18 protein-coding genes and 1 pseudogene are annotated in these 17,232 nt (G+C 68.7%); 9 read left to right on the forward strand and 10 right to left on the reverse strand.

Annotated features, from left to right (window positions below; all coding sequences use genetic code 11):
* Positions 1 to 141: pseudogene (locus MWM45_RS07145) on the forward strand (dihydrofolate reductase family protein); the annotation flags it as partial.
* A 3-nt stretch (positions 142 to 144) separates the two neighbouring features.
* Here MWM45_RS07145 and MWM45_RS07150 read toward each other — a convergent pair.
* Positions 145 to 1,215: a class I SAM-dependent methyltransferase gene (locus MWM45_RS07150; protein ID WP_247828848.1), complete on the reverse strand. Its 1,071-nt coding sequence runs from the start codon at positions 1,213 to 1,215 to the stop codon at positions 145 to 147.
* A gap of 299 nt (positions 1,216 to 1,514) precedes the next feature.
* Here MWM45_RS07150 and MWM45_RS07155 point away from each other — a divergent pair, with 299 nt between their 5' ends.
* Positions 1,515 to 2,345, forward strand: coding sequence for an alpha/beta fold hydrolase (locus tag MWM45_RS07155; RefSeq protein WP_247828849.1), 831 nt, complete (start codon positions 1,515 to 1,517; stop codon positions 2,343 to 2,345).
* Between the two features lie 512 nt (positions 2,346 to 2,857).
* Positions 2,858 to 3,241, forward strand: a complete 384-nt coding sequence (locus tag MWM45_RS07160) for a hypothetical protein (RefSeq protein ID WP_247828850.1) — start codon at positions 2,858 to 2,860, stop codon at positions 3,239 to 3,241.
* A gap of 56 nt (positions 3,242 to 3,297) precedes the next feature.
* Here the strand turns inward: MWM45_RS07160 and MWM45_RS07165 are convergent, their stop codons facing one another.
* The 3 genes from MWM45_RS07165 to MWM45_RS07175 form a co-directional block, all read right to left on the reverse strand.
* The gene (locus MWM45_RS07165; RefSeq protein ID WP_247828851.1) at positions 3,298 to 4,239 is read right to left on the reverse strand and encodes an HNH endonuclease; all 942 of its coding nucleotides are present in this window, start codon (positions 4,237 to 4,239) and stop codon (positions 3,298 to 3,300) included.
* Positions 4,240 to 4,273: 34 nt separating this feature from the next.
* The gene (locus tag MWM45_RS07170) at positions 4,274 to 4,663 is read right to left on the reverse strand and encodes a hypothetical protein (RefSeq protein ID WP_247828852.1); all 390 of its coding nucleotides are present in this window, start codon (positions 4,661 to 4,663) and stop codon (positions 4,274 to 4,276) included.
* A 139-nt stretch (positions 4,664 to 4,802) separates the two neighbouring features.
* The gene (locus MWM45_RS07175; RefSeq protein ID WP_247828853.1) at positions 4,803 to 5,156 is read right to left on the reverse strand and encodes a hypothetical protein; all 354 of its coding nucleotides are present in this window, start codon (positions 5,154 to 5,156) and stop codon (positions 4,803 to 4,805) included.
* A gap of 157 nt (positions 5,157 to 5,313) precedes the next feature.
* Here MWM45_RS07175 and MWM45_RS07180 point away from each other — a divergent pair, with 157 nt between their 5' ends.
* The 3 genes from MWM45_RS07180 (at position 5,314) to metE (ending at position 9,968) form a co-directional block, all read left to right on the forward strand.
* Entirely contained in the window at positions 5,314 to 6,465 is a 1,152-nt protein-coding gene (locus MWM45_RS07180; protein WP_247828854.1) for an App1 family protein, read from the forward strand.
* A gap of 242 nt (positions 6,466 to 6,707) precedes the next feature.
* Entirely contained in the window at positions 6,708 to 7,610 is a 903-nt protein-coding gene (locus MWM45_RS07185; RefSeq protein WP_247828855.1) for a methylenetetrahydrofolate reductase, read from the forward strand.
* Between the two features lie 27 nt (positions 7,611 to 7,637).
* Positions 7,638 to 9,968 (forward strand): 5-methyltetrahydropteroyltriglutamate--homocysteine S-methyltransferase, encoded by a 2,331-nt coding sequence (gene metE / locus MWM45_RS07190; protein ID WP_247828856.1) that lies wholly within the window; start codon positions 7,638 to 7,640, stop codon positions 9,966 to 9,968.
* Positions 9,969 to 10,002: 34 nt separating this feature from the next.
* Here the strand turns inward: metE and MWM45_RS07195 are convergent, their stop codons facing one another.
* From MWM45_RS07195 to MWM45_RS07220, 6 genes are all read right to left on the reverse strand, one after another.
* Entirely contained in the window at positions 10,003 to 10,410 is a 408-nt protein-coding gene (locus MWM45_RS07195) for a toxin-antitoxin system YwqK family antitoxin (protein WP_247828857.1), read from the reverse strand.
* A complete protein-coding gene (locus tag MWM45_RS07200; RefSeq protein ID WP_247828858.1) occupies positions 10,407 to 11,243 on the reverse strand; it encodes an SRPBCC family protein in 837 nt (278 codons plus the stop codon). Before MWM45_RS07200 ends, MWM45_RS07195 begins: the two co-directional genes overlap by 4 nt.
* Positions 11,240 to 11,818, reverse strand: coding sequence for a winged helix-turn-helix domain-containing protein (locus MWM45_RS07205; protein WP_247828859.1), 579 nt, complete (start codon positions 11,816 to 11,818; stop codon positions 11,240 to 11,242). The genes MWM45_RS07200 and MWM45_RS07205 overlap by 4 nt, the downstream gene beginning before the upstream one ends.
* Positions 11,819 to 11,925: 107 nt before the next feature.
* Positions 11,926 to 12,297, reverse strand: coding sequence for a hypothetical protein (locus MWM45_RS07210; protein WP_247828860.1), 372 nt, complete (start codon positions 12,295 to 12,297; stop codon positions 11,926 to 11,928).
* Between the two features lie 187 nt (positions 12,298 to 12,484).
* Positions 12,485 to 13,423, reverse strand: a complete 939-nt coding sequence (locus MWM45_RS07215) for a LysR family transcriptional regulator (protein WP_043444996.1) — start codon at positions 13,421 to 13,423, stop codon at positions 12,485 to 12,487.
* 184 nt (positions 13,424 to 13,607) lie between these two features.
* The gene (locus MWM45_RS07220; protein WP_043444998.1) at positions 13,608 to 13,823 is read right to left on the reverse strand and encodes a hypothetical protein; all 216 of its coding nucleotides are present in this window, start codon (positions 13,821 to 13,823) and stop codon (positions 13,608 to 13,610) included.
* Positions 13,824 to 14,296: 473 nt separating this feature from the next.
* Here MWM45_RS07220 and nrdH point away from each other — a divergent pair, with 473 nt between their 5' ends.
* The 3 genes from nrdH to nrdE are packed head-to-tail and all read left to right on the forward strand — an operon-like array spanning position 14,297 to position 17,203.
* Positions 14,297 to 14,539 (forward strand): glutaredoxin-like protein NrdH, encoded by a 243-nt coding sequence (gene nrdH, locus MWM45_RS07225; RefSeq protein ID WP_247829169.1) that lies wholly within the window; start codon positions 14,297 to 14,299, stop codon positions 14,537 to 14,539.
* Positions 14,540 to 14,576: 37 nt separating this feature from the next.
* On the forward strand, positions 14,577 to 15,047 hold the full coding sequence (gene nrdI, locus MWM45_RS07230; protein WP_247828861.1) for a class Ib ribonucleoside-diphosphate reductase assembly flavoprotein NrdI: 471 nt from the start codon (positions 14,577 to 14,579) through the stop codon (positions 15,045 to 15,047).
* The gene (gene nrdE / locus MWM45_RS07235) at positions 15,044 to 17,203 is read left to right on the forward strand and encodes a class 1b ribonucleoside-diphosphate reductase subunit alpha (protein ID WP_247828862.1); all 2,160 of its coding nucleotides are present in this window, start codon (positions 15,044 to 15,046) and stop codon (positions 17,201 to 17,203) included. Before nrdI ends, nrdE begins: the two co-directional genes overlap by 4 nt.
* Positions 17,204 to 17,232: the final 29 nt, after the last annotated feature.

Genomic DNA, 17,232 nt, shown 5'->3' on the forward strand with positions numbered 1-17,232 from the left:
ATCGTCTCCTCATCCCGCGCCATCGCCGCACCCGGCGACGACCTCGGCTGGAGCGTCCCGAGCGGTGAGCTGTTCCAGTGGTGGTCCGACCGGGTGGGCGCGACCGGTCTGGCACTATGCGGGCGCCGACTGAGGGAGACCGGCCTAGCGAGTGGAGTTTGCCAACTCGTAGAAGCGGAAAAAGCCGAAATCCTGGATGGGAAGAATCTTGAACTCGTCGAAACCGGCGGCCGAGGCATAGCGACGCAACGTCTCAGGGCGCATGACCGTGCCAGTTCCCGCGCTGTTCGGGTGCGACATCCCATCCGGCAGGCAGATCAGTAGGCTGAATCCGTACATGAGTCGCTCGACCTCGGTACCGGGAGGATTGAAAATCTCGGCGACGGCTTCATCCACGACAACCGCTGTTCCACCCTGTTTCAATGACCGTCGTACACCAGAGAGCACGTCCTGGGGATAGGGCATGTCGTGTAGGCATTCGAAGGCAAATACTGCGTCGAATTGGTCAGCCGGCAATCCGGAGGCGTCCAGGTGATGAAATTCAACGGCGCTACCGGCGTCCGCCGCATTGGTGCGCGCAAGATCCACCGATGCCGCGTCGATATCGAAGCCGGTGACCCGCGCGGACGGAAAGACCTCCGCGAGGGCGATGGTCGACCATCCGCCGCCGCTGCCGATGTCTGCTATCTCAACACCGGGCTCCTGCAGCCGGGCAACCAGCTCGGGAACCTGGTTCAAAGCAGTCCCGAGTTCCTGTTCGAACCACGGGCGGTTCATGTCGGCCTGTGATTCCCGGACCTCATCGCCGAAGTCCTCCCAGCTGACGCCGGCGCCGGCCCTGTAAGCGTCCTGTAGCCCTGGTAGCTGCACCGCAGCACCTGCAAGCATCCGGGCGAGGGGTGCAAGGTAGTTCAGGCTATTCGCGTTCGTGAGTACCTCAGCGGCAGCTGGTGGCAGGCGAAAGCGGGGAGCTTCGCCGTCGTCGTCCGCAGCGACAAGACCGGTGGTTGCCTGCTGGTGAAGCCATTCACGGGCATAGCGCTCCGACGTTCCTGTGCGTGCCGCGAGCTCGGACGGCGTCGCCGGCCCTTCGGCCGCAAGGCTCCTGTACCAGCCGAGGCGGTCCCCGAGATGTATGGAGAGCACGTCCATCATGCCCAGTGCCGCGGCAAGAACGCGCTCAGCGATGGCTTCAGCGTCTGGCTCCTCATCCATCTTTCCTCCCACAAGCATTTCAACACTGGACGCGTGCAGCCAAGGATGAACCTGCTGTCCATGCTTTGCAAGAGGCTCTTGAAGCCCCCACGCCTTGCGGACGTCAGGGCTATCTCCAATCTGAGGCATCGGTGAGAACACGCAGCGGTTCATGAGACCGTGGTCTGCGGGCATGTGGTGGTCGGACCTACCCGTGTGCCCTGCGCTCAGTGCCGTTCGGGCCGTCAGGTGTTCCGTTCGTGGCCAGGGCTTCCGGCCAGTGCAGTGCACTGCCGCGTAGACGGCAGGGAAAGGTGAGCATGTCCCGGTCGGAGTGGATCCAGGTCCCGCTTGCGGACGCGGTGGTGGAGGCCCAGGTGCGTGGGAGGGGCGAGCCCGTCGTACTGATTCAGACCGCCGTTACCGCTGACGAATTCCTGCCCCTCGCGGTCCAGGGTGAATTGGCTGACGCTTATCAGGTCATTGTCTATCACCGCCGTGGCTACGGGGGCAGCAGTCCTGTCGACGGACGCGGTTCGGTGGAGCGGGACGCGAGGGACTGCGAACAGCTACTGGACGCGCTCGGCGTTGAGAAGGCACACCTATTCGGGGGGTCCTACAGCGGGGCCGTGGCCCTGCAACTGGCCGCATCCGCTCCGAATCGGGTCCACACACTGTGCCTGGCCGAACCACCACCGGTACACACCCCGACGGCTGACAAATTTCGCAGCGCAAACGCTCGACTCACGGCTTACTACCGGCAACACGGATCAGCGGCGGCGATGGACTACTTCATGACACGCCTTACGGGATCCGGGTGGCGAACAGAACTCGAAGCAATGCTCCCTGGCGGAACCGCGCAGGTTGAACGTGACGCCGACACGTTCTTCGCCACCGATATACCGTCGCTCCTTGCGTGGCGCTTCGGCGCGGAGGATGCGGCAAGGATCACCCAGCCTGTCCTCTATGTGGGCGGAACCGAGAGTGGACCGTGGTTCGCCGAAGTAGGAGAACTCATGCTCCGTTGGCTCCCGCAGGCCGAGGAAGCAATGTTGAGCGGAGCGGATCATTCCCTGGCACTCACCCACGCTCCGCAGCTGGCGAGAGCCCTTGCGGGTTTTCTCCGCAAACACCCCATGGAGCGGCAGTAGCGCCTTAGGAGGGCCGGAACGTATCGGGTGGATCGAATGAACCCGGAATCCTCGGTGATTCCTGCTCAGCGCCCGTATCCCAGCAATGTCTCAGGGCGTTCATTATCGGTGCAGGTATGGCAGCGGCGGTGCGCATAACGGTTCAGGCACTTTGCCTGCGGGCTATATCCGGACGTCGAATTCGGAGGTAATGTCCGCCAGGGGGGAGAAGCAGTGCAGTGTTCTTGCCAGGTCATTCCTCGCCATTCATGCCACTTCTTCCTCAGGAAACTCTGACCATGTCCAAGCTGCCGTCCCTCTTTGCCCTCGCATCTGTCGCCGCACTCCTCGCTGGTTGCGCCGGCGCCCCGGCCGATGACCCTGCCGCCGCTCCAACGCCTGCCACCACCACGTCGTCACCCAGCGCAGCGTCGGAACCGTCGGCGACGCCGTCGGCAACCCCGTCGGCAACCCCGTCGGCAACCCCGTCGGCAACACCGTCCGTCGAGCCGGCGCCGCCCGCTGAACCAGTAGTGCCCGCCGTTCCGGCCCCGACGCCCACCAGCGCCCCCGAGCCCGAGGTGGCCGAGAGCATCGCTGTCACGCCACATCCCGAGTGGAACGCCGTGAGGGTGACTGTCCCGCAGGGCGCCTCCGTCACGCTCAATGGCAGCGGATACCAGCCCGGGCAGCAGATCTTCATCGGCCTCGGGATCGACAGGACGGACGGCTGGGTGATGGACGAGCAATCGGCAATCGCCGACGCCGGAGGGAACTACAGCTTCACCATCACGATCGCTGCGGATCTTCCGCCCCGGGCCTACGGCGTCCTGACCTTCGTCGAGGATCACGGGAGGGGCGGGCCGGACTTCGAGGCGACGAAGCGCTACGCCGGCATCGACGTCGTCGCATCCTAGGAGGAGCGAGACCTCGTGTCATCGGCGCGACACCCCGCCTTGGCAGCCCGAGAGCCCTAAGGGGCATCCGGGCCCGACGACGCGTCGAGGATGCGCGCAGCACCCGCCTCCGCGGCCAGCTGTTCGTCGGTCAGCGCCGATCCGCGGAGGAAGCCGCTCCGGGCGAGCATCGCCCGGAGCTCTCCGACGCCATAGGGGCGGGGCCACCGGCTGTGGGCGACCACGTGGCAGCTGGGACACAGCGGCACGAGGTCGACGAGCGGATCGACGACGTAGTCGGCGTCGACGTACTCCGGCGGGGTGATGTGGTGCATCTGGATCAGGTCGCCGCCGTCGAGGCCGTACCTCTGCTCGAAGTCGAGGCCGCACGCATGGCAGGAGGCACCCCGGTGGGCGACGACCGTCCTCCGCACTTCCGGGTCGCGTTCGAACCGGTTGGCCTGCACGCGCTTGCGGGCGGCCGGAGGCAGGGACCCCGGGGCGGGCTCGAGGGACCCGGCGTCGGCGGTGAAGGCCTCCCGCCATACCGCACGCATCGCGTCCTCATCCGTCCCCTCGATCACGACCGGCCGACCGTCGGCGGCCAGCACGCCGGGCACGCGGTCCACGAGCCGCGGCAAGGCCAGCTGATCGCCGTAGGCGAGGAGGGCGTCGAAGTCGATCTCCACCGACGTCGTCGGCTCATCCTCCGGCGTAGGGCTGCCGACGACGGCGAGGGTGCCGTGGCCGATCAGGCCCTGCGCGGCCGGGGGACCCGTGAGGATCACCAGCCACACGTCCATGCCGCGCGAGGCGGCAAAGCGCGGGCCGGCGAAGCGCGATCCGGCACCGTGCGACGCGTGACCATGGGAGGCGGCGGCGTGCGATGAGGCGAGGTGCGCGGGGAGGGTCCAGCGCTGCCGGACCAGGCCGTCCCGGCGCACGGCGTCGACGTCGGCTCCGTACGGGCCGTCCCACTGCGGTCCGGCCGGGTTCCAGGGAATGATCACTGCCGCCATGGCACGAGTGTGACAGATCACCGTCCGCGGAGGGTCAGCCCCGCAGCAACCATGTCTCCGCTTCGTCCCGCTCGGTGAAGAACCGCACCTCGGCGCGGGCCCTCACCAGGAACGCGGTGAGCACGAGGTCGACGGCGTCCTCCCCGAGAACGGCCACCCTGGCGGGGAGGTCATGGGCGAGGATCGCGGCCCTCGCCTCCCACGAGATCTCCTCGAGCTTCGTCACCTCCACCAGCAGCGGCAGCGTCGTCGAGCCGGCCGCGGCGAGAGCTGATCCGACGCGCGCGATGTCGTCGCGGTCGATGGCGATGCGCGGTCCCCAGCGCAGGCGGATCAGCGGAGGCAGGGCGGCGAGGGAGAATCGGCCCGTCCGGCGGTCCGCCAGCCCCCGGGCGTGACACCGCTGCACCACATTCGTATCCACTTGAGAGACCCCCCGAAATCACACACGTCACCGCCGGTCGCGCAGGAGCACGGACCGGAGAGTGTTCGATGCCGCCCGGGGTGCGGATGGGTGAACGATCGACGAACTTCTCGTCCCCCGCGACAGGGGGAGCGGGTGGTTACAGGTGCCAGGGCGGCTGATCGCGCCAGAGCAGCAGGCCGTCGAAGGTGCCGATCACCTCGCGCACGCCCGGTGCGAGGACGGGGAGCCCACCGTCGACGGCGATCAGCGGTCCGTAGTGCCGCAGTTCCGCCATCTCGTTGGCGAAGTGCAGTGCACGGGCGTGGTCCGCCGTGAGCCACAGGCCACCCGCTGCGACGGCCTCGAGGGCTGCCTGGGCCCGGCCGAAGAGGATGGCATGGGCGAGGTCGATGGCCGTTGTCTCGGGGTCGCGTTCGGCTTCGACGGCCCAGCTCCGCAGTACAGGGTCCTCCTTGAAGCGCACGCTCGTCTGTTCCCATTCCACTGCCATGACGTCCCCGCTGATCGTTGGCTGTATCGAAGTTAAAGCGTCCCAGCAGGCGCCCCCACCGACAAGACCGGCTGGTCCGGAACGCGAAGTTGTTAGCCGCCCGTGACCTGTGTTTAATCCGCTCGTCCACTGCGGCGGGCCATGCCAGACTGGGACCATGCGCCCACATTCCCTGAAACCGCACGCGCGCTCCGCCAGCCCGAGCCGTGCCACCACCCCCGCCGGTGAGGAGCGTCATGTCGCAATGCGCCTCGACGACGCCTGGCTCCGCTTCCAGACCCGGCTGTCCGTCCGCCGCGGACGGGTGGAGACCGTCATCCCCTACACGGGCTACGGTTCGACGTCGTGGGTGCGTGTCCTGGCACGCGTGGTCCTCAGTGACCCGCGGGACGCCGTCCCGGGGTCGGAGGAAGGCCGCCTGAAGCCGTTGCAGGAAGGCATGCGCGGCTGGCGCAACTTCACGAGCGCGCCGGTGGCCCACGCCGTCGTGCACGTCACCATCGGTGACACGGTGCACGACGTCGAGGCGGACCGCGGCGGCGTGGTGGACGCCCGGATCCCGGTGAACCTCGCCGCGGGATGGCACAACATCTCCCTCCAGGCAGGCGGGTCCCGGACGGTGGAGGCACCCGTGCGGATCGTCGCGGACGGCACGGAGTTCGGCGTCGTGTCAGACATCGACGACACCGTCATGGTGACGGCGCTGCCCCGACCGTTCCTCGCCGCCTGGAACACCTTCGTGCTGGACGAGCACGCGCGGACGCCCACCCCCGGCATGGCCGTGCTCTACGAGCGGATCGTGCGCACCCTCCCGTCGGCCCCCGTGCTGTACCTCTCCACCGGGGCCTGGAACGTGGCGCCGACGCTGTCGCGCTTCCTGTCCCGGAACCTCTACCCGGCGGGACCCAAACTGCTGACCGACTGGGGTCCGACGCGCGACCGGTGGTTCCGCAGCGGCCAGGAGCACAAGCGGCTCTCCCTGGAGCGGCTGGCCGAGGAGTTCCCCGGCATGAAGTGGCTGCTGGTGGGTGACGACGGACAGCACGACGAGGCGATCTACGCGGAATTCGCCCGCCGTCATCCGGAGAACGTGCGGGCGATCGCGATCCGCCAGCTGTCCGTGAGCGAGGCGGTGCTCGCAGGCGGCCGTTCGAAGACCGGCATCCAGCCGACGCCGGGCATCCCGTGGATCTACGCCCCCGACGGCGCCGGGATGTCCACCCGGCTCGAGGAGATGGGGATCATCGGGGACTCGGTGCGCACGGCGGACGTGCCCGAGGAGGGGGAGATCGCGGGCGAGTCGGACTGACCGACCGCCGCGGTTCGTCATGAACACCGGAAGTCTTGATGGGGCCCACGAACTGTCGTAGCGTGGGCCCCTAGCTACTGCACGTAGCGGGTCAGCGACTTCCGCCAGGAAGTGTGGGTGCCCCCATGTGGGCCTGACATTCGTACGCAGCATCGCGGTGAACCGTCGCCGTCATCATCCTGCACATTCTCCTGCCCGTCCGCCCTCGCAGGCGGCAGGGCGGCACGTACGAAGAGGACCCCATGCCGCCACCCGCCCATCCCGCTCTCTCCTACGAGCTCTACCCGCCGCGGAACGCCGCGGCGGAGGACTCCCTCTGGACCACCATCCGGCGGCTCGAGGACACCCGACCCGACTTCGTCTCCGTGACCTACGGCGCGGCGGGCCACAACAGGGATGCCGCGTTCACCCTCCTGCGGCGCCTGCTCACGGAGACCGCACTGAAGCCGCTGGCCCACCTCACCTGCGTCGGTACCAGCCGGGCGGAGCTCACGGAGATCGTCGACCGGATGATCGGCGGCGGAGTGCGCGGCATCCTCGCGCTGCGCGGGGACACGCCGGAGGGCCACGCACCCGATCCGGACGAGGTGGAGCACGCCGACGGGCTCGTCCGGCTCATCCGTGACGTCGAAGCCGGGCGGACCGCGCAGCTTGCGGCCGGCCGCATCTCGGTGGGCGTCGCGGCGTACGCGACCCGCCACCCCGATTCGCCGAACCCGGAGCAGGACATCGAGGTGCTCCTGGCGAAGGAGGCCGCCGGCGCCGACTTCGCGATCACCCAGGTGTTCTTCCGGCCCTCCGACTACTCACGGCTCGTCACCCGTGCGCGGCGTGCCGGGGTGACGATCCCGATCATCCCCGGCGTCATGCCGCTGACGAGCACCCGCCGGCTGGAGAAGCTGAGCAGCCTCGCGGGCATCGACGTCGACGACGCCCTGTGGTCCCGGCTCGAGGGTGCCCGCACCGACGGCGAACGCCGTCGCGTGGGCGTCGCGGCCACCGTCGAACTCGCCCGGGCGGCGCTGGACGACGGCGCCCCCGGCCTGCACCTCTACACCTTCAACGAGCATGCGGCCGCCCTCGACGTGCTCGACGCGCTCGAGCTGGAGCGGCCGCCCCAGGCCGGCCTGGCCGCTTCCCTCTGACCCGACTGCCACCACCAGGAGACCGACGTGTCCATACCGTTCCCGCACAGCACGATCATCGGCTACCCGCGCATCGGACCGCGCCGCGAGTTGAAGAAAGCCCTGGAGGCTTACTGGTCCGGGCAGGCAGACCGGGCAGCCCTGGAGGATGAGGCGCGGCGCATCCGCGAGTCCACCTACGCGCGCCTGACGGAGCTCGGGCTCAACCCGCACGACAGCTCCATCCCGGCGTCGTTCTCCCTCTACGACCAGGTGCTGGACACCGCCGTCGTGCTCGGTGCCGTGCCGGAGCGCTTCGCGGACCTGCCGGACGACGACGGCGTCCTGGATCTCGACGCCTACTTCACCCTCGCGCGGGGCGACGCCACGCGGCCTCCGCTCGAGATGACGAAGTGGTTCGACACCAACTACCACTACCTGGTGCCGGAGATCGGCGCGGCGACACCCTTCGCGCTGTCCCCGGACTCCGTGCTGCGGGAGGTCGACGAAGCGGCCGAGGCCGGCTACCGGGTGCGGCCCACGCTGATCGGCCCGGTGACGTTCCTGCTCCTGAGCAAGGCCGACGACGGCACGGACCCGGCCTTCGTGCCGCTGGACAGGCTCCACGACGTGCTGCCCCTGTACCGGGACCTCCTGCGCCTGCTCGCGGACCGCGGCGTGCGCTGGGTGCAGTTCGACGAGCCCGGCCTCGTCGCGGACACGGAGATGCCCGAGGAGCGGATCGAGGCGGCGGTCCGGGAGGCGTACGGGCACCTCGCGGAGGGCGCGGACCGGCCCGCCCTGTTCGTCGCCACGCCCTACGGCACCCTCGGGACCCGGCTCGCGGGCCTGGCCGCCACCGGCGTCGACGCCGTGCACCTCGACCTCGTCAAGGGTGCCGTCCCCACGGCCGCGGAGATCGGCGTGCTGCGCGGCAAGACGCTCGTGGCGGGCATCGTCGACGGCCACAACGTCTGGAAGGCCGACCTCGCCGCGGCGAGCGGCGTGCTCGACACCCTGAGGGCCGACGACGTCGCCCTGTCCGTGGCGACCTCCACCTCCCTCCAGCACGTCCCGTACGACGCAGGCATCGAACAGGCGCTCGACCCGCTGCTGCGCTCCTGGCTGTCCTTCGCCGACCAGAAGGTCCAGGAGGTGGCCGTCCTCGCGCGGCACGTCGCGCACCCGGGCGTCGTCGACGGCGAGATCGCTGCCGCCGCGCGGATCCTCGCCGGACGCCGGGCGTCGCCCGGCGTCGAGGTCCCGGCCGTCCGCGCGCGGACCGCGGATCTGACGCCGTCGGACTTCGTCCGGGGCGACTACGGAGAACGGCGCGCGGCGCAGCAGGCGGCGCTGGAGCTGCCGGTCCTGCCGACGACGACGATCGGCTCCTTCCCGCAGACCGCGGAGATCCGCTCCGCGCGGGCCCGGGCGGCACGGGGCGCACTGACCGCGGAGCAGTACGAGGCCGCGCTGCAGGACGAGATCCGGCGCGTGGTCCGGCTGCAGGAGGACCTGGGCTTCGACGTGCTGGTGCACGGGGAGGCCGAGCGCAACGACATGGTGCAGTACTTCGCCGAGCACCTGAACGGCTTCGACGTGACCCGGCACGGGTGGGTGCAGTCCTACGGCTCACGGTGCACGCGCCCGTCGCTCCTCTGGGGCGACGTCAGCCGGCCCGCTCCCATCACGGTGCCGTGGACGTCCTTCGCGCAGTCCCTCACCGACCGGCCGGTCAAGGGCATGCTGACCGGGCCGGTGACCATCCTCGCGTGGTCCTTCGTCCGCACCGATCAGCCGCTCGCCGACACGGCCAACCAGGTGGCGCTCGCGCTCCGGGACGAGGTGGAGGACCTCGAGCGGGCGGGGACCCGCATCATCCAGGTGGACGAGCCCGCGCTGCGGGAACTGCTGCCCCTCCGGCGGGCCGACCAGGCCGCGTACCTCGCGTGGTCGGTGCGGGCCTTCACCCTGGCGACGGCGTCCGCGGCGCCGGCCACGCAGATCCACACCCACCTCTGCTATTCGGAGTTCGGCAGCGTCCTCGCGGCCATCGACGGGCTCGACGCCGACGTCACCTCCCTCGAGGCCGCGCGCTCGCGGATGGAGGTGGTGCACGATCTCGGGGAGCACGGGTTCGGGCGGGGTGTGGGGCCCGGGGTGTACGACATCCACTCGCCGCGCGTGCCGTCCGTCGAGGAGATCCAGGCACTCCTGGAACGCGCCGTCCGCCACGTACCGGCCGAGCAGCTCTGGGTGAATCCGGACTGCGGACTCAAGACGCGCGGCTACCGGGAGACGGAGGAGTCGCTGAGGAACCTGGTCGGGGCCGCCCGCGCGGTGCGGGCCGCCGTGGAGGCTCCGGCCGGACTCGGCTAGGCCGTCACCGCAACGGATGGTGCGCCGATGTCTCTCACATCGCGCGGCCCCGGTGCACCGTGGTGCGCTTCACCGTTCCGTCCGGGTGGAAGTAGGTCCACGGGCCGGTCTTGCTGCCATGGTCGAACTCGCCCTCGTCGATGATCGTCCCCGCAGCATTCCACCGCTGCCAGAACCCGTGTTTCTCCCCGTCGACGAAGCCGCCTTTCTGGAGCAGCCCGCCGGACGCGCGATACCAGGTCACCGGTCCGGTGAGGCTTCCCTCGACGTAGTGGCTCACCGACCGCACCCGCCCGTCCGCGAAGTAGTGCGTCCACTCGCCGGCTCGCTCGCCCGCGACGTAAGTGCCCACGATCATGCCACCGTGAGGATCACGCTCCTCCCAGCGGCCTGTGCGGCGCCCCGAGGCATCCTCCTCGTTCGGCGCCTCGTCGTTGCTCACGTGGTGCTCGCCGGCTGGACGGGATTGCCGGCGGTGTCATCGAGGGTCGCGCCCACCAGCCCCTCCAGCCAGTTCTCCCAGGCCGGTTCCTCGCGCCGGACATAGTCCGCCGCGTCGGCGGAGAACAGGTAGGCCCGTACGCCCGCCGTCGCCGTCCCGGCGCTCTCGCCGTAGGCGAAGACAGTGAGCATCCCGGGCACCGGTGCCGTGAGCCGGACCAGCGCCTGGCGCTCGCCGACACGCTCGACCCTGCCGGTGGCGCCGCGGATCTCGACTGCCGCACCCTCCTCGCCCAGCCCGAGCGCCTCGTTCAGGGCCGACCAGAGCCCCTGCGCGTCGCCGGGGTGGGAGGCGGTGGCCTCGAGCTGCGCAGCCTCCTGGCCGGGGAAGTGCGCCAGGTACAGGCGCAGGTTGTCGAAGAACGGCATCCAGTTGGCGCCCATGTCCTCCCAGAACTCCGACTCCCAGTCGGCGCCGGTCCCGAAGCCGCTGCTGGTGACGCGCACAACGCAGGTACCGCCGGACCGGGCTTCGACGAGGAACTCCGACGTCAGCGGGCTGAGCGCATCCGGGTCCTTGCCCATGAGGGCAGCCCAGTCCTCCTCATAGGCGATGCGGCGCGGTGGGTCCCAGCCGGTGACGTGGCCGTCCGAACCCATCTCGGGGCCCATGCTGAAGTGCAGTGAGCCGCCCTCGCGCTCCTCCATCTCGGTCGGCAGGAACCAGGCGCTCATCCCCTTGGCGGTGGCGATGGCCTGCCAGACCTGCTCCGGGGTCCCCGGGACCTCGACGCTGAATTCCAGGCGGTACGGGACGTTCGGGATCGTGTTCATCGGTTCTCCTCAGGACGTGGGTGTGCGGCGACGACGAGCCGGTGCGGGCGCCCGTCGTCATGGTGGTAGCGAGCGGTCAGTTCGAGCACCGCAGCGGTCAGATCGTCGGCGAAGGCAGCCCGGTCGGCGGCCGACCGGAAGCCGATCTGTGTGTCGATGGTCAGCGTCGGCAGGGTCTTGCCGTGTGCATCCGCCCGACGCGCCAGCGCACCGACCTCGCGCACCAGACGGCCGGCCAGCGCGACGAGGTAGCCCGCCGACAGGTGGTCGTCGTTGGCGTCCGGATTGGCCGCGGATGCGCTGACGGCTGCCGGCGATACGACATAGGACACTGCCGATGCGCGCAGGACCCGCTCGGTGATCCCCCCGTGCCGGCGCTCCTCGACCAGCTCCACCAGGCCATGCGCCTCGAGCGCCTTGAGATGGTAGTTGATCTTCTGGCGCGTGAGACCGACACGGAGGGAGAGCTCGGCGGCGGAGGCCGGAACGGCCAGCTCGCCCAGCAGCCTGGCGCGGACCGGATCCAGGACGGCAGCGGCCGCCCCGGTGTCTTCGATGATTTCGACGTCGTGCATGCCACCACTCTGGACCTTGACAATAATAGTTGTCAAGGGCCCGTCCGCCCTGAACCGCTCGCCGATCGGCGAGCCGGCGCGGGTGCGTGCCGCGGGATCACCGGCCGCTAGGCAGCGGGCGTGCGACCCCTCCTCGTGGCAGCGATGATCCGGGCCAGCGCCCACCCGGCAACCGTCACCAGCGGCACACTCGCGACGATCAGGGCAACCGGGTTCGGCTGGAACGTCGGCCCGCCGGGGCCGGCCACATACGCGCCGAGGGGCAGCACGAAGCCGCCGCCACCACCGCCCGAGCCCTCGCCCTCCGGGGCTGCTCCGCCCTGCGGCGACGTGCTCGAGCCGCCGCCGCCGCCGAAGCCGAAGATGACCAGGGCGGCCGGGACGACGTCCCGTCCGCCCACGGTGCTGGTCTCGCCGAACGCTATCCTCGTGCCCCACGAGGGTATCGACTTCGTCAGACTCTCGATCGGATCTTCCATCAGCCCACGGCCTCCGCTCCTGCCCGATAGCGACCGCCCCCGGATCGGAGGGCGCAGGTCAGCCGAACACTCACGCCCGCGCCGGGGATCCCGGGGCCGGACTCGGCACGGCCCAGAGTAGAACGTCCCGGTCCGGGCCACCAGAGGCCTTGTCGGGTTGCTGTCATCGGCACCAAGGAGGCGCGCCCTAGGCGCGGTCCGCCGCCGTGTGCCGGGGTGCGATGCTCTGGCTGCGGAGGATCTCGGCCAGGTGGTCGAGGAAGAGACGCACCCGGGCGTCGTCGGCGTCGCCGGTGCGCAGCGCAAAGATGCTGCGGGCGAGCCTGATCTCGGGCACGTCGAGCGCCACGATGCCCTCGGGCCGGTTGACCATCGCGAGCTCGGGCACGAGGGCGGCCCCCAGACCGGCGGCGGTGAGTTCGAGGCTCGCGTTGAAGTCGTCGCAGTAGGCGCTGATACGGGGGTGGAGGTTGCAGCTCGCGAAGAGCCGCTCGATCACGGTGGCGTCCGCCGTGCCGGGGTGGTGCATGATCCAGGGCATGTCGGCCAGCTGGTCGGCGCTGACCCGGGCACCGCTGCGGATGCCCCAGCTCGCGGGCAGGATGACGCGGAAGTCGTCGTCGCCGATCCACTGGCGGCTGAGGGTGGACGGCCACGCGAGCCCGGCCTGCCCTACTTGGTAGACGAGCGCGAGGTCGAGATCCCCTCCCGTGCGCAACCCCTGGATGGTGTGGGCGGGCTCGCCGACGAACACGCGCAGCGAGACCCCGAGGCGCTTCCACTCGGGCATGCGGAGCAGCCGGGGCAGGGCGAACGTAGCGAGGCTGGGGAAGAGGCCGAGCCGGAGCTCGTGGGCGGGGCCCGACCCGGCGCGGGCGGTGGAGGCGAGCAGCGCATCGATGTCCGTGAGGACCTTCGCGGCGTGCCGGGACATGGCGACGGCGGCGTCCGTGGGGACGGCACTGCGCGCCGAGCGCGTGAACAGGACGGCGCCCGTGTCGCGCTCCAGCGCGGACATCTGCTGCGACACCGCCGACGCCGTGTAGCCGAGGCTGGTGGCCGCGCCGCTGAATGACCCGTGGCGGATCACCTCGAGCAGCGTCCGCAGGTGGATCGGGTTGACCATCTAGCACTCTCCATCCGCGTGGTCCGGACCGGGCCGCTGCCGGCAGGGTCCCGTCGAGCGTACCGGGGACTACGTGGGGGTGGGGGAGACGTGGCGGCGGCAGCCCCACCGTTCGTTGCGCACGTGGGGAGGGTGGACGACGGCGACACCCGCCACACGTGCGCGCTCACCCGGGCGCCGGGGGTCAGGAGGGCGCGTCCTTCCAGCCGCCCCGGTGGGTCATCGACGGGGCAGCGGGCTGCGGCGCCGGCCAGACGACGATCAGCGCCGTCGCGAGCGGCCCGAGGAGGAAGGAGACGAGGAACCAGATCCACCTCGATCTGTTCTTCTGCTCCGCGAGGCCGGCGTTGATCAGGGCCAGGGTGAGCATGAAGAAGCCTGAGCTGACGTAGTCGTCCATGCCCCCACCCCATCACGCGGGGCGCTGCACACAGGGGATGTTCCGGCGGTGTGCCGCACGCCCTTCGCCGTGCCCCGGCCGGCGGTCGACCCACCGGACACGACACGCCGTGAGGAACGCGACACGAAGAATTTCTGCCTGTGCGGAAGTACTCCACAGAGCTGTGGACGACGCCCCCGCGAGGCCACGGATCGGCTGATTTCCGGGGTTCCGCCGAGCGCTGATCTGTGGACATCGTGTGGACTACGACCCCTCCGAATGACATACTTGTAATACATCATCTAGGGGTTGGCACCACGGGCCTGCACTAGATGTAGTATCGAAGGACAGAAACAGCCGCTGGACGGCATGGGTTTGCCAGACGCGGGAATCCCCGGATCTCTTCCCCTTCCGGGGTCGCGCGCCGCTCATGACGCAGCAGCTGTTTCATCGATAAATCTCGTATGAGTAGTAGAGGAAAAGGGGACCAGGACATGACCGTCACGGTGTACACGAAGCCGGCTTGCGTACAGTGCAACGCCACCTACCGCGCTCTGGACAAGAAGGGCATCGCCTACCAGAGCGTCGACATCTCGCAGGACCCGGCCGCTCTCGAGCGCGTGCGCTCCATGGGGTACATGCAGGCCCCCGTGGTCATCACGGACAACGACCACTGGTCCGGCTTCCGCCCTGACAAGATCAACACGCTGGCCGACGCCGTCAGTTCGGTAGCCTGACCGATCCCTTCGGGGATCGCCGGCGAGGCATCCGGACATGGCCACCATCGTGGACAACCGAGCCGCCCCCGCTGAACCGGCTGCTGCCGGAGACGCCGAGGGACCGCTCACGGACGCCCCGCTGATCTACTTCTCGTCCGTCTCGGACAACACCCACCGCTTCGTCACGAAGCTGGGGGTCCGGGCCGCCCGCATGCCGCTGCTCACCAAGGAGCCCACGCTGCGGGCAGCCCGGCCGTACGTCCTGGTTCTTCCCACCTACGGCGGGGCCACCGGCAACGGGGCGGTGCCCCGCCAGGTGGTGAAGTTCCTGAACAACCAGCAGAACCGCAGCCTCCTGAGGGGGGTGATCGGGGCGGGTAACACCAACTTCGGTGAGACCTACTGCCTTGCGGCCGACATCGTCGCCGCCAAGTGCAACGTCCCCGTTCTCTACAGATTTGAAGTCATGGGCACGTCCGAGGACGTGGACCGGGTAACCAAAGGATTGGAAGAGTTTTGGACATGAGTGTTGCAGAGACAGAGACGGGTGCTCCCGCAGCCGCAGTGGACCGTTTCAAGGACATGGGCTATCACGAGCTGAACGCCATGCTCAACCTGTACGGCCCGAACGGCGAGATCCAATTCGACGCCGATCGCGAGGCTGCGCACCAGTACTTCCTGCAGCACGTGAACAACAACACGGTGTTCTTCCACGACCTCGAGGAGAAGCTCGACTACCTCGTGAAGAACGAGTACTACGAGCGCGAGACGCTCCACCAGTACACGATGAACTTCATCCGTGACCTCTTCAAGCGCGCGTACGCCAAGAAGTTCCGCTTCGAGACCTTCCTCGGCGCCTTCAAGTACTACACCTCGTACACGCTGAAGACGTTCGACGGCAAGCGCTACCTCGAGCGCTACGAGGACCGCGTGTGCATGGTCGCCCTGCACCTGGCCCGCGGCAACGAGGCCCTCGCCGAGCAGATGGTCGACGAGATCATCGACGGCCGCTTCCAGCCCGCCACCCCCACGTTCCTCAACGCCGGCAAGCGCCAGCGCGGCGAGCTCGTCTCCTGCTTCCTGCTCCGCATCGAGGACAACATGGAGTCGATCGGCCGGTCCATCAACTCGGCCCTGCAGCTCTCCAAGCGCGGCGGCGGCGTCGCGTTCGCCCTCACCAACATCCGCGAGGTCGGCGCGCCGATCAAGCAGATCGAGAACCAGTCCTCCGGCGTCATCCCCGTGATGAAGCTCCTCGAGGACAGCTTCTCCTACGCCAACCAGCTCGGCGCCCGTCAGGGCGCCGGCGCGGTGTACCTGCACGCGCACCACCCGGACATCAACCGCTTCCTCGACACCAAGCGCGAGAACGCGGACGAGAAGATCCGCATCAAGACGCTGTCCCTCGGCGTCGTCGTCCCCGACATCACCTTCGAGCTCGCCAAGCGCGACGAGGACATGTACCTGTTCTCGCCGTACGACGTCGAGAAGGTCTACGGCATGCCGTTCTCCGACATCTCGGTCACCGAGAAGTACTACGAGATGGTGGACGACGCCCGGATCAAGAAGACCAAGATCAAGGCCCGCGAGTTCTTCCAGACCCTCGCGGAGATCCAGTTCGAGTCCGGCTACCCGTACATCATGTTCGAGGACACCGTGAACCGGGCCAACCCGATCGACGGCAAGATCATCATGTCCAACCTGTGCTCCGAGATCCTCCAGGTCTCCGAGCCCACCACGTACAACGAGGACCTGTCCTACGACCAGGTGGGCAAGGACATCTCCTGCAACCTGGGGTCGCTGAACATCGCGAAGACCATGGACTCGCCCGACTTCGGGCGGACCATCGAGACCGCGATCCGCACCCTCTCGGCCGTCTCGGACATGAGCCACATCGGCTCGGTGCCCTCGATCGCCAAGGGCAACGACGCCTCGCACGCCATCGGCCTCGGCCAGATGAACCTGCACGGCTACCTGGCCCGTGAGCGCGTCCACTACGGCTCGGACGAGGGCCTGGACTTCACGAACATCTACTTCTACTCCGTGGTGTACCACTGCCTCCGGGCGTCGAACCTGATGGCCATCGAGACCGGACGCACGTTCGCCGGCTTCGAGAAGTCCCAGTACGCCAGCGGCGAGTTCTTCGACAAGTACACCGACCAGGTGTGGGAGCCGGCGACGCCGCGCGTGCGTGAGCTGTTCGCCGACGTGCGGATCCCCACGCAGGAGGACTGGCGTGCCCTGAAGGCCTCGGTCATGGAGCACGGCATCTACAACCAGAACCTGCAGGCCGTCCCGCCGACCGGCTCCATCTCGTACATCAACAACTCGACGTCCTCCATCCACCCGGTGGCGTCGAAGATCGAGATCCGCAAGGAAGGCAAGCTGGGCCGCGTGTACTACCCGGCGCCGTACCTCACCAACGACAACCTGGAGTACTACCAGGACGCGTACGAGATCGGCTACGAGAAGATCATCGACACCTACGCCGCTGCCACGCAGCACGTGGACCAGGGTCTGTCCCTGACGCTGTTCTTCAAGGACACCGCCACCACGCGTGAGATCAACAAGTCGCAGATCTACGCCTGGCGCAAGGGCATCAAGACCGTCTACTACATCCGTCTCCGCCAGCTCGCCCTGGAGGGGACCGAGGTAGAGGGCTGCGTCAGTTGCATGCTCTAGGCAACTAAATTGGCCAGGCCGGGCGGTAT

The sequence above is a fragment of the Arthrobacter antioxidans genome, assembly GCF_023100725.1.
GTDB classification, from domain to species: Bacteria; Actinomycetota; Actinomycetes; order Actinomycetales; family Micrococcaceae; genus Arthrobacter_D; species Arthrobacter_D antioxidans.